General features: G+C 63.7%; 27 protein-coding genes. 18 read left to right on the forward strand and 9 right to left on the reverse strand.

Annotated elements, in window-relative coordinates:
- Nucleotides 1–19: 19 nt before the first annotated feature.
- Nucleotides 20–676, reverse strand: coding sequence for a glutathione S-transferase family protein (locus PVZ80_RS11730; RefSeq protein WP_273863914.1), 657 nt, complete (start codon nucleotides 674–676; stop codon nucleotides 20–22).
- 124 nt (nucleotides 677–800) lie between these two features.
- Here PVZ80_RS11730 and PVZ80_RS11735 point away from each other — a divergent pair, with 124 nt between their 5' ends.
- The 3 genes from PVZ80_RS11735 to PVZ80_RS11745 all read left to right on the forward strand — a co-directional run bounded on the left by PVZ80_RS11735 (nucleotide 801) and on the right by PVZ80_RS11745 (nucleotide 4,553).
- The gene (locus tag PVZ80_RS11735) at nucleotides 801–1,097 is read left to right on the forward strand and encodes a hypothetical protein (protein WP_009051442.1); all 297 of its coding nucleotides are present in this window, start codon (nucleotides 801–803) and stop codon (nucleotides 1,095–1,097) included.
- 186 nt (nucleotides 1,098–1,283) lie between these two features.
- Nucleotides 1,284–1,529, forward strand: coding sequence for a TIGR02647 family protein (locus PVZ80_RS11740; RefSeq protein WP_007926676.1), 246 nt, complete (start codon nucleotides 1,284–1,286; stop codon nucleotides 1,527–1,529).
- Between the two features lie 174 nt (nucleotides 1,530–1,703).
- Nucleotides 1,704–4,553 (forward strand): class I adenylate cyclase, encoded by a 2,850-nt coding sequence (locus PVZ80_RS11745; protein WP_053270171.1) that lies wholly within the window; start codon nucleotides 1,704–1,706, stop codon nucleotides 4,551–4,553.
- 18 nt (nucleotides 4,554–4,571) lie between these two features.
- Here PVZ80_RS11745 and rnk read toward each other — a convergent pair whose 3' ends face one another.
- From rnk to cyaY, 3 genes are all read right to left on the reverse strand, one after another.
- Nucleotides 4,572–4,985, reverse strand: a complete 414-nt coding sequence (rnk, locus tag PVZ80_RS11750; protein WP_007926672.1) for a nucleoside diphosphate kinase regulator — start codon at nucleotides 4,983–4,985, stop codon at nucleotides 4,572–4,574.
- A 147-nt stretch (nucleotides 4,986–5,132) separates the two neighbouring features.
- Nucleotides 5,133–5,366: a DUF1289 domain-containing protein gene (locus PVZ80_RS11755; protein ID WP_028683671.1), complete on the reverse strand. Its 234-nt coding sequence runs from the start codon at nucleotides 5,364–5,366 to the stop codon at nucleotides 5,133–5,135.
- A gap of 4 nt (nucleotides 5,367–5,370) precedes the next feature.
- Nucleotides 5,371–5,703 carry an iron donor protein CyaY gene (gene cyaY, locus PVZ80_RS11760; RefSeq protein WP_007926670.1) on the reverse strand — a complete coding sequence of 111 codons (333 nt, stop codon included), beginning with the start codon at nucleotides 5,701–5,703 and terminating at the stop codon, nucleotides 5,371–5,373.
- A gap of 239 nt (nucleotides 5,704–5,942) precedes the next feature.
- Between cyaY and lptM the strand changes: the two genes are divergently transcribed.
- The 6 genes from lptM to PVZ80_RS11790 are packed head-to-tail and all read left to right on the forward strand — an operon-like array spanning nucleotide 5,943 to nucleotide 10,529.
- Complete coding sequence (gene lptM, locus PVZ80_RS11765) at nucleotides 5,943–6,095, forward strand: LPS translocon maturation chaperone LptM (protein WP_007926668.1); 153 nt, start codon at nucleotides 5,943–5,945, stop codon at nucleotides 6,093–6,095.
- A gap of 9 nt (nucleotides 6,096–6,104) precedes the next feature.
- Nucleotides 6,105–7,352, forward strand: a complete 1,248-nt coding sequence (gene lysA, locus PVZ80_RS11770; protein WP_257371854.1) for a diaminopimelate decarboxylase — start codon at nucleotides 6,105–6,107, stop codon at nucleotides 7,350–7,352.
- Nucleotides 7,353–7,356: 4 nt separating this feature from the next.
- Nucleotides 7,357–8,187, forward strand: coding sequence for a diaminopimelate epimerase (gene dapF, locus PVZ80_RS11775; RefSeq protein WP_009051447.1), 831 nt, complete (start codon nucleotides 7,357–7,359; stop codon nucleotides 8,185–8,187).
- Nucleotides 8,188–8,200: 13 nt separating this feature from the next.
- Nucleotides 8,201–8,926, forward strand: coding sequence for a DUF484 family protein (locus PVZ80_RS11780; protein WP_023967858.1), 726 nt, complete (start codon nucleotides 8,201–8,203; stop codon nucleotides 8,924–8,926).
- Between the two features lie 2 nt (nucleotides 8,927–8,928).
- Nucleotides 8,929–9,825, forward strand: coding sequence for a tyrosine recombinase XerC (gene xerC / locus PVZ80_RS11785; RefSeq protein ID WP_016703181.1), 897 nt, complete (start codon nucleotides 8,929–8,931; stop codon nucleotides 9,823–9,825).
- Nucleotides 9,825–10,529, forward strand: a complete 705-nt coding sequence (locus tag PVZ80_RS11790; protein WP_038635931.1) for an HAD family hydrolase — start codon at nucleotides 9,825–9,827, stop codon at nucleotides 10,527–10,529. Before xerC ends, PVZ80_RS11790 begins: the two co-directional genes overlap by 1 nt.
- 97 nt (nucleotides 10,530–10,626) lie before the next feature.
- On the opposite strand, the gene sutA is transcribed toward PVZ80_RS11790, so the two are convergent.
- The 4 genes from sutA to glnK all read right to left on the reverse strand — a co-directional run bounded on the left by sutA (nucleotide 10,627) and on the right by glnK (nucleotide 13,401).
- Nucleotides 10,627–10,950, reverse strand: a complete 324-nt coding sequence (sutA, locus tag PVZ80_RS11795; RefSeq protein WP_007926654.1) for a transcriptional regulator SutA — start codon at nucleotides 10,948–10,950, stop codon at nucleotides 10,627–10,629.
- A 102-nt stretch (nucleotides 10,951–11,052) separates the two neighbouring features.
- Entirely contained in the window at nucleotides 11,053–11,478 is a 426-nt protein-coding gene (locus PVZ80_RS11800; protein ID WP_016703180.1) for a secondary thiamine-phosphate synthase enzyme YjbQ, read from the reverse strand.
- A gap of 211 nt (nucleotides 11,479–11,689) precedes the next feature.
- A complete protein-coding gene (locus tag PVZ80_RS11805; RefSeq protein WP_009051452.1) occupies nucleotides 11,690–13,027 on the reverse strand; it encodes an ammonium transporter in 1,338 nt (445 codons plus the stop codon).
- A 35-nt stretch (nucleotides 13,028–13,062) separates the two neighbouring features.
- The gene (glnK, locus tag PVZ80_RS11810; RefSeq protein WP_002555808.1) at nucleotides 13,063–13,401 is read right to left on the reverse strand and encodes a P-II family nitrogen regulator; all 339 of its coding nucleotides are present in this window, start codon (nucleotides 13,399–13,401) and stop codon (nucleotides 13,063–13,065) included.
- 416 nt (nucleotides 13,402–13,817) lie between these two features.
- On the opposite strand from glnK, the gene PVZ80_RS11815 reads away from it, so the two are divergent.
- From PVZ80_RS11815 to PVZ80_RS11855, 9 genes are all read left to right on the forward strand, one after another.
- Complete coding sequence (locus PVZ80_RS11815) at nucleotides 13,818–14,078, forward strand: accessory factor UbiK family protein (protein ID WP_007926648.1); 261 nt, start codon at nucleotides 13,818–13,820, stop codon at nucleotides 14,076–14,078.
- Nucleotides 14,079–14,305: 227 nt separating this feature from the next.
- Complete coding sequence (locus PVZ80_RS11820; protein WP_273863915.1) at nucleotides 14,306–15,367, forward strand: CDP-glycerol glycerophosphotransferase family protein; 1,062 nt, start codon at nucleotides 14,306–14,308, stop codon at nucleotides 15,365–15,367.
- A 4-nt stretch (nucleotides 15,368–15,371) separates the two neighbouring features.
- The gene (locus tag PVZ80_RS11825; protein WP_028683667.1) at nucleotides 15,372–15,899 is read left to right on the forward strand and encodes an adenylyl-sulfate kinase; all 528 of its coding nucleotides are present in this window, start codon (nucleotides 15,372–15,374) and stop codon (nucleotides 15,897–15,899) included.
- Nucleotides 15,893–16,465, forward strand: a complete 573-nt coding sequence (locus PVZ80_RS11830; protein ID WP_273863916.1) for a hypothetical protein — start codon at nucleotides 15,893–15,895, stop codon at nucleotides 16,463–16,465. The genes PVZ80_RS11825 and PVZ80_RS11830 overlap by 7 nt, the downstream gene beginning before the upstream one ends.
- A complete protein-coding gene (locus PVZ80_RS11835) occupies nucleotides 16,462–17,190 on the forward strand; it encodes a formyltransferase family protein (protein WP_028683665.1) in 729 nt (242 codons plus the stop codon). The genes PVZ80_RS11830 and PVZ80_RS11835 overlap by 4 nt, the downstream gene beginning before the upstream one ends.
- The gene (locus tag PVZ80_RS11840; protein WP_273863917.1) at nucleotides 17,187–19,586 is read left to right on the forward strand and encodes a PEP/pyruvate-binding domain-containing protein; all 2,400 of its coding nucleotides are present in this window, start codon (nucleotides 17,187–17,189) and stop codon (nucleotides 19,584–19,586) included. Before PVZ80_RS11835 ends, PVZ80_RS11840 begins: the two co-directional genes overlap by 4 nt.
- Nucleotides 19,583–20,215 (forward strand): gamma-glutamyl-gamma-aminobutyrate hydrolase family protein, encoded by a 633-nt coding sequence (locus PVZ80_RS11845; protein ID WP_273863918.1) that lies wholly within the window; start codon nucleotides 19,583–19,585, stop codon nucleotides 20,213–20,215. Before PVZ80_RS11840 ends, PVZ80_RS11845 begins: the two co-directional genes overlap by 4 nt.
- A 6-nt stretch (nucleotides 20,216–20,221) precedes the next feature.
- Entirely contained in the window at nucleotides 20,222–20,971 is a 750-nt protein-coding gene (locus PVZ80_RS11850; RefSeq protein ID WP_038635908.1) for a phosphocholine cytidylyltransferase family protein, read from the forward strand.
- A gap of 108 nt (nucleotides 20,972–21,079) precedes the next feature.
- The gene (locus tag PVZ80_RS11855; protein WP_124345218.1) at nucleotides 21,080–22,573 is read left to right on the forward strand and encodes a YifB family Mg chelatase-like AAA ATPase; all 1,494 of its coding nucleotides are present in this window, start codon (nucleotides 21,080–21,082) and stop codon (nucleotides 22,571–22,573) included.
- A 6-nt stretch (nucleotides 22,574–22,579) separates the two neighbouring features.
- Here PVZ80_RS11855 and PVZ80_RS11860 read toward each other — a convergent pair whose 3' ends face one another.
- Nucleotides 22,580–23,794 (reverse strand): aldose 1-epimerase family protein, encoded by a 1,215-nt coding sequence (locus PVZ80_RS11860; RefSeq protein WP_273863919.1) that lies wholly within the window; start codon nucleotides 23,792–23,794, stop codon nucleotides 22,580–22,582.
- Nucleotides 23,795–23,881 lie beyond the last annotated feature (87 nt).

Below are 23,881 nucleotides of genomic sequence, written 5' to 3' on the forward strand. Positions count from 1 at the left end.
TCAGCGACCTGAAGCCTTTCTACTTCTTGCTGGCGATCATCGCCAGGAACTGCGGCATTGCCACGTCCTTGTCCGCCGCGACCCGCTGCACGTTGGGCATCTGTTCCAGGCGCGCCATCAAGGCTTTGGCTGCCGGCATCTCGGCCAGAAGATCCATACCGAACAGCTTCTGCCCTACCGCGCAGGCCAGGCTCACGCTGTACAGGAAATACAGGTCCGCCATGCTCAGGCTGCTGCCCGCCACATAAGGGGCGAACTTGCCGTGCCTGGCCAGCGAGGCGAATCCCAGCACCAGCTCATTGCGGGACTTCTCCTTGATGGCCTCGGGAACCGCCGTGCCAAAAAACGCCTCGCCGTAACAGGCCCGCGCCGGCAACTCGATGTAAAGCTCGATCTCCTTGGCCAGCGCCAGCACCTGGGCACGCTCGAACGGATCGCTTGGCAGCAGCGCCGGGCCCGGCTGGGTTTCGAGGTATTCGAGGATCACGCTGGTTTCGTTGATAACGCCCCGCTCCCCCCCCAGTACCGGCACCTTGCCGCGCGGGCTGATGGCTAATGCTTCAGGGCTTTGCCCGGCGTAGAACGGCACTTCCTCGAAAGGCAGGCCTTTTTCCAGCAATGCCAGTTTCACCATGTTGTAGTAGTTGCTGACGGCGAATCCATAAAGCTTGAGCATGCGTAGCCTCCAGGCCGGGTACGGGGTTGGCAGCCACTCTTATAGATCCTCGACAGCCGACTGGCCAGCAGCATCAGGCTCCTGAATACGAGTAAACTGGCGACCTTTCCTTGAGGAGCCTGCCATGAGCGAGCCAACCCCCGACACCCACCAAGACGACAACGACGAAGAAGCGTTCACCGAAAACACCCTGATCGAAGCGATCGAAAACCAGATCGAAAGCGACAACCCACCCGCGGCCAAAGCCACCTTCAACAAGCTGACCCTGGTCGGCTATGAGCGTGACGAAATCCTCAACCTCATGGCCCATGTCCTGGCGGTGGAAATCGACGCGATCCTCGAAGAAGACCGCGCGTTCGATACCCAATGGTACGAAGCCGCGCTGCGTGCCCTGCCCGAGCTGCCGCCCGAGAAGAAGTAAGCCCGCCACGCCCCGCGCCCGCGCCTGGCCGGCGCGATTGCGGGCCTTGACTACACTGGTACGCGCCCTGCGGCCAAATACCGCCGCCCAGGGGCGTAAAAGTCCGCAGCGGACACTGGACAGGCTGCACAACTGCGGTCACCTTAAGGACGCTGTCGTCTAATTCCTAGAAAGTCTGGAGTCCTTATGTCGTATACCCCTGAGTTGGTTGCCGAACTGGAAATCCTTGCACTCTTCAACCTGGACAGTTCCCAGGAAGGCCTGAAAATCCATCAGACCGCTGCCCCCCAAGCTATCGCCGCCGCACGACGCCTGTTTGAAAAAGAGCTCATTACCCAGCCCGATGGTGGTTACCTGACCAGCCTGGGCCGCGATGCCGCCGAGCATGCCCAAGGCCTGCTGACCATTCTGACGGTCAAAGAAGCCGCCTGAACGCTCTCCCCTACGGCCCTCGGAATCCCCGCCTGTCGGATTCCGCGGGCAAGCTCCAGCGGCATGTTGGAAATCTGACGTCAAAAATAAAATTCAGCTTAAAGCTCGCCCTCGACTGGCTGTAAACTCCTGCGCACAAGACCTCCCACGTTCAAGCTTCGCGAGCCTGTTTGAATGACCCGCACCCATGAAATCCGCCCAGATCTGGACGAGGGAATCGATCGCAAGGTTCTCAGCCAGTTGCGCGCGCGCTTTCTGAAACTCAATGAGGGGCGCCTGGGCCGGGCCATGGAAGGGTTGTCGCCACGCCAGCAACTGGTGCTCAACCTGTTGCCGCTGTTCTTTCACGTCAACCACCCGCTATTACCGGGTTATGTGTCGGGTGGCACACCGGCCGGGTTGTCGAACTACGAGCCCGACACACCGACGCTCAACGAAGCCCAGCGCCTGACTCGTTCGTTTTCCTACAAGGCCCGCCCCGGCAATGCGCCGCGGCCTATCCACGGTCTGTTCCTGATGGGCAGCCTGGGCACCCTGGCCCAGGCCGACCAGAGCGATATGGACGTGTGGGTCTGCCATGCGCCCGACCTCGGCGAGAACGAACTGGCCGAACTGCGCAAGAAATGCCTGCTGCTGGAAGCCTGGGCCGCCAGCCAGGGCGCCGAGGCGCACTTCTTCCTGATCGACCCCAGCCGCTTTGTCCGTGGCGATCGCGACACCCAGCTGAGCTCCGACGATTGCGGCACCACCCAGCACTACCTGCTGCTGGACGAGTTCTACCGCACCGCCATCTGGCTGGCCGGACGCACGCCGCTGTGGTGGCTGGTGCCGGTGTACGAAGAAGCCCGCTACCACGAATACACCCATACGCTGCTGTCCAAGCGTTTCATCCCCGCCGACGAAAACCTCGACCTTGGCCATCTGGCCCATATTCCGCCGGGCGAATTCATCGGTGCCGGGCTCTGGCAACTGTTCAAGGGCATCGAGTCGCCGTACAAGTCCGTGCTCAAGTTGCTGCTGACCGAGGTCTACGCCAGCGAACACCCGCGGGTGGAATGCCTGAGCCTGCGCTTCAAGCAGGCGGTATTCGCCAACCGCCTGGACCTCGACGAGCTGGACCCGTACATCGTGGTCTACCGGCGCATCGAGGAATACCTCAAGGCCCGCGGCGAGCCGGAGCGCCTGGAGCTGGTGCGTCGTAGCCTGTACCTGAAGGTCAACCGCAAGCTCACCGGCAACAACGGTGCACGCAACCCGAGCTGGCAGCGCACGCTGCTCGAACGGCTGGCCCACGAATGGGGTTGGGATCAGCGCCAGCTGGCGATGCTCGACAGCCGCAGCCAGTGGAAAGTCCGCCAGGTCAGCGCCGAGCGCCGGGCCCTGGTCAATGAGCTGAATTACAGCTACCGCTTCCTGACCCAGTTCGCCCGTACCGAGCAGACCCTCGGCCTGATCAACAAGCGCGACCTGAATATCCTTGGCCGCCGCCTGTACGCGGCCTTTGAACGCAAGGCCGGCAAGATCGAGTTCATCAACCCCGGTATTGCCCCGGACCTGGCCGAAGACACCCTGACCCTGGTGCAGTCGCCCAACAAGAAAGAGCCGGGACAAACCCACTGGGGGCTGTACAACGGCAGCCTGAATGCCCTGGAGTGGGAACATTTCGCGCCGATCAAGCGCAGCCGCGAACTGCTGGAGCTGTTGACCTGGTGCCATCGCAACGGGGTGATCGACAGCAGCACGCGCCTGGCGCTGCACCCGGGCAGCAGCGACTTGAGCGAGTTCGAGCTGTTCAATCTGCTGGGCAGCCTGCAACAGACCATCGCCCTGCCCCTGGGCACCGTCAGCGAAGAACACCTGCTGCACAGCAGCGTGCCCAGCGAAGTGCTGATCCTGGTGAACGTCGGCCACGACCCGCTCAAGCACCACCGCGACCTGAACATCCTGATGACCACCGAGCGCACCGACTCTTTGAGCTACGCCGGGGTGCGGGAAAACCTGGTGCTGACCCTCGACCAGGTGACGCTCAACAGCTGGAACGAGGTCTTGGTCGGTCGTTACGACGGCGCCCATGCCCTGCTCGACTGCCTGCGCGACTACCTCAACAACCTGCCGCGCGGCCCCGAGCAGCCGAAGCTGCGAGTGCGCTGCTTCTGCCACAACCGCGCGCAGTTCATCGCCCAACGGGTCGAAGAGCTGTTCGACACGGCGCAGAACCTGTTGCTCAGCCAGCTCAATCACCGCTACCTGATCCAGGTGCAGCAGCATTACCACGTGCTGGAACTGGTGCCGGGCCAGGTCAATCATGTAGCGCTGGCGAGCCTGCCGGCGCTGATCGACTACCTGGGCGAAGAGCAGTCGAGCTACAGCCCGCTGCACCTGGACCCGATGGCCCTGGAAGAACACGACCTGGCGCTGATCCTGCCGATGGGCCAGCCTGATTGCATCCAGGTGTTCTACCGCGTCGTCGAGGCCCAGGCCGAGCTGTACGTGCTGGATGAATTCGATGCGCTCTGGCAGCAACGCCTGCCCTACCACGACGAACAGAGCCTGCTGGTGCCCCTGCAACGCTTCCTGCAGTCGATCCTCTATCGGCGCGACGCCCAACTGCCGATGGAGGCTTCCCACCCCCTCGTGCCGCTGGACATTTTGTATTACCAGATATTGCCTTCCGGCAGCACAAGGGCCCGTCGAATCGAGCCACGCCCAGCGCCGCAGACGCCAGCGAACAAAGCCTTTTATGACGTGCAGGGCATCATCGGCAAAGCCGCACCGGGGCAGGTGCAGGTCACCCTGTATTGCAATCAACGGGAGTTTTCCGAGCTGGAGCATGGCGACCAGTTGTTCGCCGCGGTCGCCCAGGAGATTGTCGGCCAGCGCCGCGAAGCCGAACGCTATCGCTGCTACATCACCGACCTGGACCTGTCCGGCCTGCTCGGTGACCACCACGGCTCAAGCAATCTTTACCTGCGCTACAAGGCCGACCTGGAGCGCGCCTTGAACGACGCACTCGAGCAGGTCTAGCCGCTCAGAGGCGCCTAATCAGAGGTGAAAATCGCCAGCCGCTTCGGGCTGGTATTCCACTTCAAGCAGGGTCAGCTTCAGGGTCTTGCCGCCCGGTGCTGGCCAGTCGATGTACTGCCCGACCTGCAAGCCGAGCAAGGCGCTGCCCACCGGCGCCAGGATAGAGATCCGGCCTTCGTCGGCGTTGGCGTCCTGTGGATACACCAAAGTCAGGTGATAGTCCTTGCCGCTGCCCTCTTCGCGGCAATGCACGCGCGAGTTCATGGTCACGACACCGGGCGGGACTTCATCGTGGCCCACCAGGGTTTCGGCGCGATCCAGCTCGGTCTGCAACGCAATGACGCCAGGCAGCGTGTCGTCCAGGCTGTCGATCAGGCGCTCCAGACGCTGCACGTCGAGGCGGGTGAGAATGATGGAAGGTGCGGTGCTCATGATCCAGGCAGACTCCTTTTTTCGGCACAAAAAAGCAAAACCCCGTCTAGATAAGACGGGGTTTTCACCGGCCTCGATGTGGCGAGGCGTAACCGGACACTACCACAGCAGCACAAATAAACAAGCTACCGGATTTAGGGGCCCGGGCTAGCCGGCGCTCGGCGCCGCCGCCCGCTTGCGCTCCAGCGCCTGGCGACAGATGACGCGCCGACGCTCATCGTCCGCCGAGCGCCATTCGCGAATGTCTTCGACATGCCGGAAACAGCCCTTGCAGACTTTTTCCTCGTCCAGCCGGCACAGGCTGATACAGGGCGAGGCCACGGCCGGGCTGACATTGCTGTACAGCGGCTTGGGCGGGCGCACCGGGGCGGTTGGCGTCACGGTCTCAGAGCCCTTCGAACTCGAGCTTGATGTCGGCCTGCTCGAGGACGATGCGCTCGAGCATTTCGCCCAGCTGCTCTTCGCTCTTGTCGCACATCCAGCGCTCGCTTTCTTCGTCGTAGTCGAAGTGGAAACCACCGGAGCGCGCGGCCAGCCACAGCTGACGCAGCGGTTCCTGGCGGCTGAAGATCACCTGGCTACCGTTTTCGAACTTGACGGTGAGCACACCGGCGGAGCTCTCCAGATCGATATCCAGGTCACTCTCCTCGAAAATGTCCTCCAGCGTCTGCTGGGTGGCATCGACCAGGTCGTGGAAACGGGCTTCAGTCAAACTCATTGCGGGAACCTCGAAAAGTGTCTACTCACGCTCAAGCGCCGCAAGATACGGGCGCATCCGGGCGAATGCAAAGGATACCGATCAAGGGCGCGGACAGCAGAGAAAATATCCCCGCAACCACCGCGCCCAACCCCTGCGCCCGGGGCAAAGGCCCGCCGGACGGGTGTTCCAGCGCATAGGCAAGCCGTCGGGTGGTCGGTATACTCGGGCGCAATTAACGCATTCTCAAGGATTTCGCCATGAAGCGCCTGATCTCTTCCCTTGCTGCGCTCGTCGCGGTTGCCTGCCTTGTCACTGCCTGCGGTCAAAAAGGCCCGCTGTATCTTCCCGATGACAGCAAATCCCCCGAAGACCAGGGTCACTCGCAGTCGCACAAGCACGACACCAACTAAGGGAACCCCATGGACGCTTTTAACTACCGCGACGGGCAGCTGTTCGCGGAAGGTGTAGCGTTGTCCGCCATTGCCGAACGCTTTGGCACGCCGACCTACGTCTATTCCCGAGCGCATATCGAAGCGCAGTACCACGCGTACGCCGATGCCCTCGCCGGCATGCCGCACCTGGTCTGCTTCGCGGTAAAGGCCAACTCCAACCTGGGTGTACTGAATGTCCTGGCGCGTCTGGGCGCCGGTTTCGACATCGTCTCCCGCGGCGAGCTGGAACGCGTCCTGGCAGCTGGCGGCGCGGCCGACAAGATCGTCTTCTCCGGTGTCGGCAAGACCCGTGACGACATGCGTCGCGCCCTGGAAGTCGGTGTGCACTGCTTCAACGTCGAGTCCAGCGACGAGCTGGAGCGCCTGCAACAGGTCGCCGCCGAACTCAATGTTCGCGCGCCGGTCTCGCTGCGGGTCAACCCGGATGTCGACGCGGGCACCCACCCGTACATTTCCACCGGCTTGAAGGAAAACAAGTTCGGTATCGCCATCGCCGATGCCGAAGACGTGTACATCCGCGCGGCCCAGTTGCCGAACCTGGAAGTGGTCGGCGTCGACTGCCATATCGGCTCGCAACTGACCACCCTGGCCCCCTTCATCGATGCCCTCGACCGTCTGCTGGGCCTGGTCGACCGCCTGGGCGAATGCGGCATCTACCTGCGCCACATCGACCTCGGTGGTGGCCTGGGCGTGCGTTATCGCGATGAAGAGCCGCCGCTGGCCGCCGACTACGTCAAGGCCGTGCGCGAACGCCTCGACGGCCGCGACCTGGAACTGGTCTTCGAACCCGGCCGCTTCATCGTCGCCAACGCCGGGGTACTGCTGACCCGGGTCGAGTACCTCAAGCACACCGAACACAAGGACTTCGCCATCGTCGACGCGGCAATGAACGACCTGATCCGCCCGGCCCTGTACCAGGCCTGGATGGACGTCAGCGCCGTGCGCCCGCGCGATGGCCAGGCACGTACCTACGACATCGTCGGCCCGATCTGCGAAACCGGCGACTTCCTGGCCAAGGAACGTCAGCTGGCCCTGGAAGAAGGCGACCTGCTTGCCGTGCATTCGGCCGGTGCCTACGGTTTCGTCATGAGCTCCAACTACAACACCCGCGGTCGGGCTGCTGAAGTGCTGGTCGATGGTGAACAGGCTGTTGAAGTGCGTCGCCGCGAGACGGTAGCCGAGTTGTTTGCTGGCGAAAGCCTGCTGCCGGAGTAGAACCATGCTGCTGCGTTTTACCAAGATGCACGGCCTGGGTAATGACTTCATGGTCCTCGACCTGGTCAGCCAGCACGCGCACATCCTGCCCAAACATGCCAAGCAATGGGGCGATCGCAACACCGGTGTCGGTTTCGACCAGTTGCTGATCGTCGAGGCGCCAAGCAACCCGGACGTGGACTTCCGCTACCGGATCTTCAATGCCGACGGCTCCGAAGTGGAGCAGTGCGGCAACGGTGCACGCTGTTTCGCCCGTTTCGTGCTGGACAAGCGCCTGACCACCAAGCGCCAGATCCGCGTCGAGACCAAGAGCGGCATCATCGAACTGGATGTGCGCAACGACGGTCAGATCAGCGTCGACATGGGCGCGCCGCGCCTGGTGCCCGAGCAGATTCCGTTCGTGGCGCCGGCCCAGGCCTTGAGTTACCAGGTCGAAGTCGACGGCCAGAGCGTCGAGCTGGCCGCCGTGTCCATGGGCAACCCCCATGCCGTGCTGCGGGTCAACGACATCAACAGCGCGCCGGTGCATGAGCTGGGACCGAAGATCGAACATCACTCGCGCTTCCCGGCCCGGGTCAATGTCGGCTTTATCCAGGTCATCGACCGTCAGCGCGCGCAGTTGCGGGTCTGGGAACGTGGCGCCGGGGAAACCCAGGCCTGCGGTACTGGCGCCTGCGCCGCCGCAGTGGCCGCGATCAGCCAGGGGTGGATGGATTCGCCGCTATTGATCGACCTGCCGGGCGGGCGCCTGTCCATCGAGTGGGCAGGCCCTGGCCAACCGGTGAAGATGACCGGCCCGGCAGTGCGCGTATACGAAGGACAGGTGCGTCTTTGAATGAGCGAAAACCATGACTGATCAGCCTCAGGTTCCAGCCGAACAGCCTGACGAATCTCCTGCCGAAAACCTCGAGGCGGCGGCGATCGCCGCGTATCTGGAGGCGCATCCGGACTTCTTCGTCGAGCATGAAGAACTGCTCCCGGCGTTGCGCATTCCTCATCAGCGCGGTGACACCATCTCGCTGGTGGAGCGGCAGATGAAGATCCTGCGCGAGCGCAACATCGAGATGCGCCACCGGCTTTCGCAGTTGATGGACGTGGCCCGCGACAACGACCGGCTCTTCGAGAAGACCCGCCGCCTGATTCTCGCGCTGATGGATGCCAACAGCCTGGAAGACGTGGTGATGAGCGTCGAAGACAGTCTGCGCCAGGACTTCCAGGTGCCGTTCGTGAGCCTGATCCTGTTCAGCGACAGCGCCATGCCGGTAGGTCGCTGGGTCACCGCCGCCGATGCCCAGGCCGCCATCGGCGGCTTGCTGACCGAAGGCAAGAGCGTCAGCGGCAGCCTGCGCGAGCATGAGCTGGACTTCCTGTTCGGCGAAGAGCAGCGCCAGCAGATCGGCTCCAGCGCCGTGGTCGCCATCGCCCATCAGGGCATTCACGGCGTGCTGGCCATCGCCAGCCGCGACCCGCAGCACTACAAAAGCTCGGTGGGGACGCTGTTCCTCAGCTACATCGCCGAAGTCATGGGCCGCGTGCTGCCGCGCTTCACTCACTCGCTACGCTCGGTTCGCTGACCATGGAACGACAACTGGACGCCTACTGCGAGCACCTGCGCAGTGAGCGCCAAGTGTCGCCCCATACGCTGCAAGCCTACCGCCGCGACCTGGAAAAAGTGCTGGCCTTCTGTGCCAAGCAGCAGGTTTCCAGCTGGTCCGACCTGGACATCCAGGGCCTGCGCAGCATGATTGCGCGCCTGCACCAGCAGGGCCAATCCTCCCGCAGCCTGGCGCGCCTGCTCTCCGCCGTGCGCGGCCTGTATCACTACCTGAACCGCGAAGGTCTGTGCAATCACGACCCGGCCAATGGCCTGGCGCCGCCCAAGGGCGAGCGTCGCCTGCCCAAGACCCTGGACACCGATCGCGCCCTGCAATTGCTCGATGGCGCGGTGGAGGACGATTTCCTCGCGCACCGCGACCAGGCGATTCTCGAGCTGTTCTATTCCTCCGGGCTGCGCCTGTCGGAGCTGACCAGCCTGGACCTCGAACAACTGGACCTGGCCGACGGCCTGGTGCAGGTGCACGGCAAAGGCAGCAAGACCCGGGTCCTGCCGGTCGGCAAAAAGGCCCGCGAAGCGCTGCAACTCTGGCTGCCACTGCGGGCGCTGAGCAATCCGCCGGACGACGCGGTGTTCGTCAGCCAGCAGGGCCGGCGCCTGGGCCCCCGGGCGATCCAGCTGCGGGTCAAGGCCGCCGGCGAGCGCGAGCTGGGACAGAACCTGCATCCGCACATGCTGCGACACTCCTTCGCCAGCCACATGCTGGAATCCTCCCAGGACCTGCGCGCCGTACAGGAACTGCTGGGGCACTCGGATATCAAGACCACGCAGATCTATACCCACCTGGACTTCCAGCACCTGGCAGCGGTCTACGACAGCGCCCACCCACGGGCCAAACGCAACAAAGGCGGTGAGTAATGACGATCAAGCTGATCACCTTCGATCTCGACGACACGCTGTGGGATACCGCGCCTGTGATCGTCAGCGCCGAAGCCGTACTGCGCCAGTGGCTGACCGACCACGCTCCGCAGCTGGGCAGCGTACCGGTGGAGCATCTCTGGACCATCCGTGAACGGGTGCTGAACAACGAACCGGGGCTCAAGTACCGCATCAGCGCGCTGCGCCGGCGGGTGCTGTTTCATGCGCTGGAGGAAGCCGGCTACGACCAGGGCCAGGCCAATGCCCTGGCTGACCAGAGTTTTGAAGTGTTCCTGCATGCCCGGCATCAGCTCGATATCTTTCCCGAGGTACAACCGACCCTGGAAGCATTGGCCAACCACTTCGCGCTGGGCGTGGTCACCAATGGCAACGCCGATGTGCGCCGCCTGGGGCTGGCGGATTACTTCAAGTTCGCCCTGTGCGCCGAAGACATCGGCATCGCCAAGCCCGATGCACGGCTGTTTCACGAGGCCCTGCAACGGGGCGAGGCGACGCCGGACACCGCCGTGCACATCGGCGACCACCCGGGCGACGACATCGCCGGGGCGCAGCAGGCCGGCTTGCGGGCCATCTGGTTCAACCCGGCCGGCAAGGTCTGGGAGGCCGAGCGGCTGCCGGACGCGGAAATCCGCAGCCTGACCGAACTGCCGAAACTGCTGGCGCGCTGGCACAGCGGCGCCTGATAGCTCGATCACCGCAATACGGTGTCATTGCCCAACAAGCGCCCATGAAAAAGCCCGCAGCGACGGCGGGCTTTTTCAGCAAGCAAGTGGCGGGCGCTTAGATAGGCCGGCTACCGTACTTGTTATCAGGCTTCTTGGGCGGATCGGCAACCACATTGGCCTCGACTTCCTGCACTTTACCGCCACGGGCCAGGAACTCCTCCATGGCGCGCGCCAGTGCATCACGCTCTTTGTTCTTGGCTTCGACACTCGGCAACTCGTCTACCGAGACGGCAGCCTTGGCCTTGCCTTTGGCGGTCGGGGCAGGAACATCACTGCCATCGTCTTCCGCCACATCGTCGGCGGCCGCTTCAAGACCTTCTTCGGTTTCGTCTTCGTCGCCTACTTCGAGGTCGTCGTTTTCCAGATCATCGTCGCTCATGTTCTACCTCATGACTTGCGAAAAGCAGATTAGTTATAGCCCAGCTGAGCCGACTGTCGAAGGCCGCTGGAAAAAAATCAACATCCACTGATAACCAGCGGCTTATGCCTTATCACCGTGCAAGGTGGCAAGGACTTTGCGGGCACCGCCATGATCGCGATGCTCGCCCAGATAAACGCCTTGCCAGCTGCCTAACGCCAAGCGACCTGCCGATACCGGCAAGCTCAATTGACAGCCTAGCAAACTGGCCTTGAAGTGCGCCGGCAGATCATCGGGCCCTTCGTCGTCATGTTCATACCCGGCCATGCCTTGCGGCACCAGGGTGTTGAAAAAACGCTCGAAGTCACGACGAACCGCAGGGTCGGCATTCTCGTTGATGGTCAACGAGGCCGAGGTATGCTGCAGCCACAAATGCAACAGACCGACCCGGCATGCCTTCAGTTCAGGCAGGCCGGCGAGCAACTCGTCCGTTACCAGATGAAAGCCCCGGGGCCTTGCCCGCAGGGTAATCAGAGTCTGTTGCCACATACAGTTCTCCGCACATTCGGCGCGCATTCTAGCGCGCTCTGGGAAAAAACAAAGTGCCGAATATTCCTCCAATGCTGTAAGTCATTGACCCGAAAAAAAAGCGCTCATCAAACTGGCTGACAAGCTCTGGGAAAAACCTTTCAGCTGTCTCTCAATGACAAAACGCAGACAAAAAAATGCCCGGCAAGCCGGGCATTTTTTTCAGGCGAAATTACAGGTTGTAACCACGCTCGTTGTGTTGCGCCAGGTCGAGGCCGACCGACTCTTCTTCCTCGGTGACACGCAGCCCGATGACCACATCCAGCACCTTGAGGATGATGAAGGTGACGATCGCGGTGTAGATCACCGTGAAGCCCACGCCTTTGCACTGGATCCACACTTGTGCGGCGATGTCGGTCACGGTGCCGAAGCCGCCCAGCGATGGCGCGGCAAACACGCCGGTGAGGATCGCGCCGAGGATACCGCCGATACCGTGCACGCCGAAGGCGTCCAGGGAGTCGTCGTAGCCCAGTTTGCGTTTCAGGGTGGTCGCGCAGAAGAAGCACACCACGCCCGCAGCCAGGCCGATCACCAGGGCGCCCATCGGGCCTACGGTGCCAGCGGCAGGCGTGATCGCCACCAGGCCGGCAACCACACCCGAGGCAATGCCCAGGGCGCTTGGCTTACCGTGGGTCAGCCATTCGGCGAACATCCAGCCCAGCGCCGCGGCGGCGGTGGCGATCTGGGTCACCAGCATCGCCATGCCGGCGGTGCCGTTGGCGGCGGCGGCGGAACCGGCGTTGAAGCCGAACCAGCCGATCCACAGCATGGCCGCGCCCATCAGGGTGTAACCCAGGTTGTGCGGCGCCATCGGGGTGGTCGGGAAGCCTTTACGCTTGCCCAGCACCAGGCAAGCCACCAGGCCGGCGATACCGGCGTTGATGTGCACCACGGTGCCGCCGGCGAAGTCCAACACGCCCCAGTCCCACATCAGGCCGCCGTTGCCGGACCAGACCATGTGCGCGATCGGCGCGTAGACCAGGGTGAACCAGATGGCCATGAAGATCAGCATGGCGGAGAACTTCATCCGCTCGGCAAAGGCACCGACGATCAGCGCCGGGGTAATGATGGCGAAGGTCATCTGGAAGGTAATGAACACCGCCTCGGGGAACAGCGCCGCCGGGCCGGTCAGGCTCGCCGGGGTGACGCCGGCCAGGAAGGCCTTGCCCATGCCGCCGACGAAGGAGTTGAAGTTGACGACGCCCTGCTCCATGCCGGTGGTGTCGAACGCGATGCTGTAGCCATAAATGACCCACAGGATGCTGATCAGACCGGTAATGGCGAAGCACTGCATCATCACGGAAAGAATGTTTTTCGAGCGCACCATGCCGCCGTAGAACAGCGCCAGGCCGGGAATGGTCATGAACAGCACCAGGGCCGTCGAGGTCAGCATCCAGGCGGTATCGCCGGAATTGAGGACTGGGGCTGCCACTTCGTCCGCCGCCATGGCCAGGCCAGGCATTACGAGGGACAACAGGGCTCCTAGCCCTGCGATTTTACGCAGAGTCATATTGTTTTCTCCTGGGGCGTTGGGTTTGGGGCGGCTTAGATGGCGTCGGTATCGGTTTCGCCGGTACGGATGCGAATAGCCTGTTCCAGATTGACCACGAAGATCTTGCCGTCACCGATCTTGCCGGTGTTGGCGGCCTTGGTTATCGCCTCGATGACCCGATCAAGATCCTTGTCGTCGATGGCGACGTCGATCTTCACCTTGGGCAGGAAGTCGACTACGTACTCCGCGCCGCGATACAGCTCGGTGTGCCCCTTCTGCCGGCCGAAGCCTTTGACCTCAGTAACGGTAATGCCCTGCACGCCGATCTCGGACAGCGACTCGCGCACGTCGTCCAACTTGAACGGCTTGATGATGGCAGTGACTAGCTTCATGAAACTTTCTCCCGAATTGGTGGACTTGCCCCAGGAAAACAAACCCGACTCAAGTCTAAGCGCAGTGCCTGGCTTTGTAACGCATCGTCGGCCTTCCTCGACCAGACCGACGCCAGCTAACCGCTGCCGACGAAACACTTCCCCGCTCCGCCTGCCGCACTGCATTCGTCACAGCGACTGCATCAGTGCATGGGTCATCAGCGACTAAGCAGAAACCTTGCCATCTCATGAAAACCCACTGATTTCAGTCCCTTGGCCGCCGCCACGGAGACCACTTCGCCATCATCGCCACGGATACGCACAACAACGGTGCGCCACTGCCCGGCGCGATGCGCGAAAAGCGTGCATCCCCGCCTGCCAATTGACTATAGACAGTGCGTGATACACTGCCCGCCATTGTTTTCAGGACACCTCCCATGCTCGCGCCCAAAGACCTCCTCGATGCCCTGAGCGGCCATGCCGCCCGCCTGTTCAGCGGCGATACCCCACTGCCCCGCGCCGAAATCGAAAGCCAGTTCAAGGCCCTGCTGCAAAGCGGCTTCAGCAAGCTGGACCTGGTCAGCCGGGAAGAATTCGACAGCCAGATGGTCGTCCTGGCCCGCACCCGCGCCCGCCTGGAAAGCCTCGAGGCGAAGGTGGCCGAGCTGGAAGCGAAGCTCAATCCGAGCGAGCAATAACCAGCTCGACCGCGCTCCTGCGCATAGGCTCGACCGGGCAGCACCTGCCATCGGTCGAGCCGGGCCCTGCCAGCAAAGATTTTCCGCCCCGCCCGTTCATTTCCCCCCTACTCCGCCGATAACATGTCCAGCGTTTGCGATCCTGGCCCCCCTTGGGCGAGTCATGCCCCGCAACACCGCCAAGCAACGCGAACGCTTGCCTCGACTTAATTGCACCAGGTAGCCCTATGACCGCGCCAAAACCCTTCAGCCGCTTGGCCTTCTTCGTTCATACCGCCGAGATGCTCAATCACTATCAGGCGGTCTGGAGCCTGCTCGGGGCCGACGCTTTCGACGTGGTCCTGCATGGCACCCATGAAGAGCGCGCGCAAAGCCGCGAACTGATCGGCGTCCTGGGTTACAGCTGCCACGGCAGCCTGGATGTGATCAAGGCCAATCACCGCTATGACGTGGTGGTCTCCAACCACAGCATGTACGACCACGGCTCACAGCCGATGATCAAGGCGCTGGGCCATCGGCAGGTGCGCTTCATGTACGCCCTGGGCAAGTACAAACACAACTTTTCCAGTTGGAACCGACACTACGACCTGATTCTGTGTTTCGGCCCCTGGCAGGCCGAGCGCCTGCGCGAATGCTGCGATGCCGTGACCTTCCAGATGGGTTACCCGCGCTACGACGCCTACTTCCGCGAAACCTCGCTGCAAGGCCAGCACCCGGCGGACCTGGCCCTGGACCCGACGAAAAAGACCGTGCTGTGGCTGCCGACCTGGATGGAGCTGTCGTCGATCAGCCGCTTCGCCGACGCCATGGCCGGGTTGTGCGATCGCTACAACGTCATCGTGAAGACCCATCCACTGTCGGCCGAGGCCGATCCCGAGGCGCTGAAACTGCTTGAGCAATACCCGTTCACCGCGGTGATTACCCGCGTCTACGACAACCTCACCCTGTTCCGCTGCGCCGACTATGTGGTTTCGGACTACGGCGGAACCGCGTTCGGCGCCCTGTACCTGGACAAGAACCTGCTGCTGTTGAACGTACCGGACGCCGAGCAGGACGCGCTGACCGGCGAGGAGTCGCCCGATGTGCTGCTGCGCAATGACATCGTCAACCTCGACCCCGAGGCGCGTTGGCAACTGGCCGACCTGCTGGGGGACGAGAGCCTCTGGCAACAGCAGGCCGCAGTCCGTCAGCGCCTGCGTCGCCATTACTTCGCGCCCAGCTATGGTTTCTCGGCGGAGCTGGCGGTCCTGGCGCTGCGCAACATCGAAAACATACTCAAGCAGGGGTGAAACCATGGTGATCTGGCTGGTCGGCATGTCAGGAGCGGGCAAAACCACGATTGGCCGAGCCCTGTATGCCAGCCTGAAAGTACAGCGGCCGCAGACCGTGTTCGTCGACGGCGACGAGATTCGCGCGCTGTTCCGCCATGACCAGCGGGCGGATGCCTACAGCGTCGCCGGACGGCGGGTCAACGCCGAACGAATCCAGGCCCTGTGCGGCTGGCTCGATGGCCAGGGCATCGATGTGGTCTGCTGCATCCTGTCGATGTTCCAGGACATCAGCGACGACAACCGCCAGCGTTTCTCCAGCTACCGGGAAGTGTTCGTCGATGTGCCGCTGAGCACCCTGGTCAGCCGTGACAACAAGGGGCTGTATCAGTCCGCCCTGCGTGGCGAACAGAGCAACGTGGTGGGCGTGGACATCGAATACCCGCCGCCGCAACGCCCGGACCTGGTGTTGCACAACCGTCACGAGCCCGACGATATTCCTGGCTACGTGGAACGCATTCGCCAGCTCTGTGGGTATCCACCGTCATGCTGAACTACGCCTACAGCGACGGGGACCTGCTGGAAAACCCGCAGACCTACCGTTACAGCAGCTTCCAGGGCGAAGCCTTTGTCGACGCCTGGCGCACCTCGCGCCTGGCTGCATGCGCCCACTTGCCGGCGCCGGCCTTGCCCGCGCTGCATCCACAAGGCCCGGCGCACGCCGAGGACAGCACGGCGCTGCTGAGCCACCTGTGCCTGGAAATGCGCGCGGGCGCCGGAGTCTCCGGCCCGCTGGCGGCCTACTGGCTGCCGCGCCTGCTGAAGAAATTCGAAGTGAGCAAACGCCTGTATACCGGCTACGAAGCCGCGGCTCCGCACCGTCCGCTGCCCCACGGCAGCTACGGGTCCGTACCGCCTTATCTGCTGCTGGCCGAGTGCATGCTGCACGGCTGGCAAGCGAGCGGCGCGGCCTATTACCTCAGTGGCCTGCTCAAGCTGACGGACACCCTGGTGTCGCAGCAGGGCCGCCTCGACCCGGACCAGGGCGCCTACCTGGCCTGGCTGCTGACCCAGGAACAACAGGTGCTGGCCACTGTCGCCCGGGAGGCCGGCCTATGAGTCGCGCCCGCCTGCTGATCCTCTGCGCCCGCACCGCGCGCTCGGTCGCCTACCTGCAAGGCATGGCGGCAGCCGGTATCGAACCTGACGCGGTGATTGTCTACGGCCAGGGCGGCGGCGCGTTGCAGACCACCCGCGAGTTGCAGGTACAGCCACTTGCAGGGTTGTTCTGCCCGGACCTGAGCCAGGACATTGACACCTGCCTGGCCGCCCTGGACTGGTCCCACGAGGTGTGCCCGGCCCCGGCTCTCGACGACCCGCAGTTGCTCGCACTGATCGCCCGCCAGGCGCCGGACCTGCTGGTCTACTCTGGGTACGGCGGGCAACTGGTGCCGGCGGCCCTCTTGAGTCGTTACCCGGTGCTGCATATCCATTCCGGCTGGCTGCCGGATTATCGCGGCAGCACCACCCTGTACTACCAGATCATCGAACAGCGTGAATGCGCCGCCAGCGCCCTGCTGCTCGACGAGCAGATCGACACCGGCCCGGTGCTGGCGCGCAAGGCTTATCCGCTGCCGCCGCCAGGCATGGACGTCGACTACCTGTATGACAATGCGATCCGCGCCGACCTGCTGGTACAAGTCCTGAGCCACTGGCGTCGCGAAGGCGCCCAGGCCCTGCGACCCCTGCCGGCCGAGGCCGAGAAGCCGCCTTACTTCATCATTCACCCGTTGCTCAAGCACCTGGCCCTGTTGGCGGTGGACAAGCACGAGGACGCGCCATGAACCAGGCCGCCGCGAACACCATTCGTTTCGGGACCAAGTCCGAAACCCTGGAGCGCCTGCAACCACGGGTCACTCGCTCGCGAATCCTGCCGCTGTATTTCTTCACCGCGCGGCAGTGGCTTGATGCCCCCGCGAACGTGCTGCAGAACATCGCCAGGATGGAGCATGGCGGTTGCGTGATCGTGCGCAGCAGCGCGCAGAACGAAGACAGCGTCAACAGTTCCATGGCCGGCCTGTTCACCAGTTGCCTGAATGTCAGTATCACCGACCCTCGGGCCTTGAGCGTCGCCATCGAACAGGTGATCGCGTCCTTTGCCGAGCACCGCTGCGAGGACAACCAGATCCTGATCCAGCCGATGCTGACCTCGATCCAGATGAGCGGCGTGGTGATGACCCACGACCTGGAACATGGCGCCCCTTATTACGTGGTGAACTACGACGACGAGAGCGGCCTGACCGATACCATCACCGGCGGCCAGGGCATCCAGAAAACCGTGCTGGTCTACCGCGACACCGAGAGTGCCCAGTTGCGCTCGCCACGCCTGCAGGCAGTGATCGACGCCTGCAGGGAGCTGGAAACGCTCTGCGGCAACGTGCCGCTGGACATCGAATTCGCCGTCGACCACCACCAGCATGTGTATGTGTTGCAGGTACGGCGCATCACCCTGTGCAACACCTGGCATCCGGTCACCGAACGGCGGGTGGCGCGCCAGCTCGAGCACATCCAGCGCTTCCTGGGCAAACGCCTGGCGCCCCAGGCCGGTCTGTATGGCGACAGTACCTTGCTGGGGGTGATGCCCGACTGGAACCCGGCGGAAATCATCGGCACCACTCCGCGCCCGCTGGCGGCCTCGTTGTATCGGCGCCTGGTGACCGATTCGACCTGGCGCGAAGCCCGCGCCCTGATGGGCTATCACCAGCCGCGGCACCAGGCGCTGATGGTGATGCTCGGCCATCACCCGTATATCGACGTGCGCTGCAGCTTCAACTCGTTCCTGCCGGCAGGCCTGGAGCCGGGGTTGTGCACCAGGCTGGTCAACGCCTGGCTGCAGCGCCTGCAAGCCCACCCGCAATGGCACGACAAGGTCGAGTTCGAAGTCGTCCAGACCTGCCTGGACTTCACCTTCGACGCCGACTTCGCCGAGCGTTATGGCGACAGCCTCAGCGCCGCCGAGCAACGGGCCTATCGCTCGGCCCTCGACCAACTGACGCTGCGGGCGCTGAGCGGTGACGGAGCCGACGCGTTGCCGCCCTTGCTGGACCAGGTGCGCGCCCACGAGCGCCAGCAGCAACGCCGGCGTCTCGATACCATTCCAGCCGACCTCGACAGCATCCACCGCCTGCTGCTGGACTGCCGCGAGCAAGGCACGCTGCCGTTCGCCATGCTCGCCCGGCATGCATTCATCGCCGAAGCCCTGCTGCGCTCGGCCTGCCGCCGTGGCGCCCTGAGCAACGAGCGCCTGCTGGCCTGGAAGCAGTCGATCCAGACCGTCACCACCGAACTGACGCGCGGATACGCCCAGGTCTGCGCCGACGTCCGGACACTGCCGGCCTTTGTCGCCAAGTTCGGCCACTTGCGCCCCGGCACCTACGACATCACCTCATTGCGTTATGACGAGCGCCACGACCTGTTCGCTGCCGCGACCGTCGAGCTGGGTCATGGCGAGAGTTCGCAAGCAACCTTCCAACTGCAACCCGAAGAGCGCCAGGCCCTGCAGCAGTTGATCGACGAACAAGGCTGGCCGCTGTCGACCGAACACCTGCTGGACTATGCCAGCCAGGCCATCCAGGCCCGGGAATACGCCAAGCTGGTGTTCACCCGGGACCTGTCCGACGCCCTGCAACTGCTGGTGAGTTGGGGCGCCGACGTTGGCCTGGCCAGGGAGGACCTGTCCTTTCTCGATATCCACCCGCTGCTCGACAGCCTCACCACGCCGCTGATGGACGACACCGACCGGGTCCTGTTGGAGTCAGCCAGCCAGGCGCGCCGCAGTTATGAGCAGGGCATCTCGCTGAAGCTCGGGCACCTGATCAGCGCGGTCGACGATGTGTTCGTCGCGCCGCTGCATCGCAGCCTGCCCAACTTCATCACCCGGCAGAACGTCGAAGCCGTCGGCATGGAATTGCGCCAGGACACCCCGGCCTCGGCGCCGCTCAAGGGCAAGATCGTCTGCATCGAAAATGCCGACCCCGGCTATGACTGGGTCTTCACCCGCGGTATCGCCGGGCTGGTCACCCAATACGGTGGGGCCAACTCGCACATGGCCATCCGCTGCGCCGAATTCGGCATTCCGGCGGCCATCGGTTGTGGCGAACAGCTGTTCAACCGGATCCTGCGCAGCCCGCGCATCGCCCTCAATTGTCGCGACAAGACCCTGAACCCGGTGCAGCCATGAAACGCCTCGGTATCACCCTGAGAAGCTGCAACCCGCAGGCCTATCACGAACCGCGCGATGGCCTGGCCAGGGACTGGTACCGCTTTTTTGCCGAACTCGGCTGCGGCAACCAATGGCTGCTGCTGCCCAACCTGGGCGAGGACACCGTGGCCTATGCCCGTGACCAGGGCGTGCAAGGCGTGATCTTCAGCGGTGGCGACGACCTCGGCGGCGACCCGTTGCGCGACCGGAGCGAACAGGCGCTGCTGGCACACTGCGTGGCCGAGCAGCTGCCGGTGCTGGGGGTCTGCCGCGGGTTGCAACTGATCCACAGCTTTTTCGGCGGCCGGCTGGCCGATGCCGACCGCGACGTGCACGTCGCGCAACGTCACCTCATCACCTTGCTGGCCGCCGACGAGCGGCCCTGGCTACAGGGCCAGGCCGCTTCGCGCTCGGTCAATTCCTTCCACGGCAAACAGTTGCTCGACCCGCTGCCCGCCACCCTGCGCCCCTGGGCCCTGGACACTTCCGGAACCTGCGAGGCCCTGGTGCATACCAGCCTCAAGGTGGCCGGCATCATGTGGCATCCCGAGCGCGAAGCAACGCTGGACGAAGCCGATCGACAACTGTGCCAATGGCTCTTTGAGTGACCTGACATGAAAGCCGTAATTCTCGCCGCCGGCCGCGGCTCCCGCCTGAAACACCTGACTGCCGCGCAACCCAAGCCCCTGGCCCGCCTGGCTGGCAAGCCGCTGCTCGAATGGCAACTGCAAGCCCTGGAAAACGCCGGGGTCGATGAGGTGCATCTGGTCAGCGGTTATTGCAGCGAAGCCCTTGAAGGCTATGGCCAGAGCCGGCTGTACAACCCGCATTGGGCCAGCAGCAACATGGTGCGCAGCCTGATGCGCGCCGATGCCCTGCTATCCAGCGAACCGACCCTGGTGTGCTACGGCGATATCGTCTACCGCCCGGACATCGTCCGTGACCTGATGGCCTCCCAGGCACCCCTGAGCATCACCTACGACCTCGACTGGTGGGACCTGTGGTCGGCGCGCTCCGATGATCCCCTCAGCGACGCCGAAAGCTTCCGTCAACAGGCTGGCCAGTTGCTGGGTATCGGTGAAAGGGTCGCCAGCCGCGAGGAAATCGAGGGCCAATACATGGGCCTGCTGAAATTCACCCCCGCAGGATGGCGCCAGGTCCGGGCGCTGCTGTCCGGCATGAGCGACCCGCAGATCGACAAACTGGACATGACCAGCCTGCTGCGCGCCCTGCTCCAGGCCGGCACCGCTATCGCCACCGTGGCCATTCGCGGCGGTTGGGTGGAAGTCGACAATCAGTCGGACATCGCCCTGTACGAACAGCGCATCGCCCAACCGGGCTGGTCCCACGACTGGCGCGGCTGAGCCGCCCGCCGCAACATCCTGAGTCTATTTGCTGGTGCGGCGTAGCCTCGGCCGGGGCTAGGCTTGCACAACCGCAGGACGCGGTTTCCCAGCCTCAAGGAACGAGTCATGTCTCTGGCCATTGTCCACAGCCGTGCCCAGACCGGCGTGCAAGCGCCGGCCGTTTCGGTCGAAGTCCATCTGGCCAACGGCCTGCCGGCCCTGACCCTGGTGGGCCTGCCCGAAGCGGCGGTCAAGGAAAGCAAGGACCGGGTGCGCAGCGCCATTCTCAATGCCGGCTTCGATTTTCCAGCCCGGCGCATCACCCTCAATCTCGCTCCGGCCGACCTGCCCAAGGACGGCGGGCGCTTCGACCTGGCAATTGCCCTGGGCATACTGGCCGCCAGCGTGCAGGTACCGACCCTGGCCCTGGAGAATGTCGAATGCCTGGGCGAGCTGGCGCTGTCCGGCGCGGTTCGCCCGGTGCGTGGCGTGCTGCCGGCGGCCCTGGCCGCGCGACAGGCCGGACGCACGCTGATGGTGCCACGCGCGAATGCCGAGGAAGCCTGCCTGGCCTCAGGACTGAAGGTGATTGCCGTCGAGCATTTGCTGGAAGCCGTCGCCCACTTCAACGGCCACACCCCGATCGAGCCCTATGCTTCGGACGGCCTGCTCTACCAGAACCGCCCCTATCCCGACCTGAATGAAGTGCAGGGCCAACTGGCTGCCAAACGCGCGCTGCTGGTGGCCGCGGCCGGTGCGCACAACCTGCTGTTCAGCGGCCCTCCGGGCACCGGCAAGACCTTGCTGGCCAGCCGCCTGCCCGGCCTGTTGCCGCCGCTGGAGGAGCAGGAAGCCCTGGAAGTGGCCGCCATCCAATCGGTCACCAGCCACATTCCCTTGAGCCATTGGCCGCAACGGCCCTTCCGTCAACCTCATCACTCGGCTTCTGGACCGGCGCTGGTGGGGGGAGGCTCGAAACCGCAACCCGGGGAAATCACACTCGCCCATCACGGTGTGCTGTTCCTCGATGAATTGCCGGAATTTGATCGCAAGGTGCTGGAGGTGCTGCGCGAACCCCTGGAGTCGGGGCAGATCGTCATTGCCCGGGCCCGCGACCGGGTACATTTCCCCGCGCGCTTCCAGTTGGTGGCAGCAATGAACCCCTGCCCCTGTGGATATCTGGGCGAACCCAGTGGCCGCTGCCGCTGCACCCCGGAGCAGATCCAGCGTTATCGCAACAAGCTCTCGGGGCCGCTGCTCGACCGCATCGACCTGCACCTGACCGTGGCCCGGGAAAGCACGGCCCTCAACCCCAAGCCCCCGGCTGGGGACAACACCGCGCAAGCCGCGGCCCTGGTGGCCCGCGCCCGGGAGCGGCAACAGCGACGCCAGGGTTGCGCCAATGCTTTTCTCGACCTGCCGGGCCTGCGCCGGCATTGCCAGTTATCCACAACCGACGAGCGCTGGCTGGAAGCCGCCTGCGAACGCCTGACCTTGTCCCTGCGCGCCGCCCACCGCCTGCTCAAGGTCGCCCGCACCCTGGCGGACCTCGAGCAGGCCGAGCAGATCAGCCGCGAACACCTGGCCGAAGCGCTGCAATACCGACCGGCCGCGAGCTGAAGAGGATCACTCCTTGCTCAGGTCCACCAGCGGCGTCGGCCGTACTTCGGTCTGCCGGTCATTCTGGATCTGGCTGATCTCGGCCAGGGATTTATCCACAGCCGTCTTGTCGGCCAGCAGGCTGTAGCGGATCTGGAATTGCTTGCTCTGCCTGGCCTCGATGGTCGGCACCAAGCCCAGCGGGCGCTGGTAGCGGCGGTTGTAGGAGAAACTGGTGCCCGGCTCCAGGCCGGTCACGTAGCCCTGGCCCTGGGTATCGGTGTTTTTCCACAGGGAGAACACCGGCAGCTGCCGGGTATTGAAGCCCACCGCCACGCCGAGGCTGCCGGCCTTGTTGCGCAGCACCGTCAGGGTATCGCCCTGGGCATCGGCATAAGGCACCACGTTGTAGACGGTCTCGTCGTAGTCCCGGGTCGGGCCGCGGTAGGTTTGCCAATCGGCAAGGTCGGCCTTGGCCTTGTCATTGAAGGGCGACACCTGCTTCACCGGTGCAGCGAACTTCGCGCCCTCTTCGAGGAACGGCGTGCTGAAGTTGCTGTGATACAGCGCCTGGTATTCCTTCGGGTAATCGCCGTTGTTGGTCAGGGTGTCGTTGAGGGCGAAACTGACACTGCCCGGCTCAGTCACCAACTCGGTGGCCACCGAGAAATCGACCTTCTTGAACGCCTGTTCCTTGAGCTCGCCGCGCAGGCTGATGGCGTACGGCGGCTTCTCGTCGATATGCAGGGTGACCTTGTTCGCCGGGATGTTCGCCGCGCGACCGTGCAGGGTCAGCAGCTCGCCGTTATCCATGCCCGGGTGCCCGACCCACTCGTAGCCACAGCGGGTCACCAGCTCGTTGAACCCTTCCAGCCAGCCCAGGCCGCCACGACCGTTGAGCTCGATGAACGACGGATTGACCACCTCCTTGACCGGCGAATCCCACCCCATGCGCACCGGGCCGACGGAAGCCTGCAGCACGTTCATGCCGCGGGTCGGCACTACCGAGAGTTTCATCGCACCGTTGTCGATATCGACAATGCTCACCCCCTCCTGGCGCCCGCCATGCAGGGTACGCAGGGTCACGGAAAAGGGCTTGGCGGTTTTCACCCCCAACTGCGCGCTGGTGATATGGAAGTCCTGGGCGGCCTTATCGGTATCGAGCAGAACATAGTCCCAGGCCATGGCGTGGGAAGCAGCGGTGAATGCGGAAAGAGCGACCAGCAGTCTGAGCGGTGTCATGGGCGTGTGCCTTTATTGGAGTTGTGGGATTTTTATAGCGCTGATGAATCGTTTCAGCAACCTAATTTCCGCAACCGGTCGGCACAC

The sequence above is a fragment of the Pseudomonas sp. B3G-3 genome, from assembly GCF_028640915.1.
In the GTDB taxonomy this organism is placed as follows: domain Bacteria; phylum Pseudomonadota; class Gammaproteobacteria; order Pseudomonadales; family Pseudomonadaceae; genus Aquipseudomonas; species Aquipseudomonas chlororaphis_I.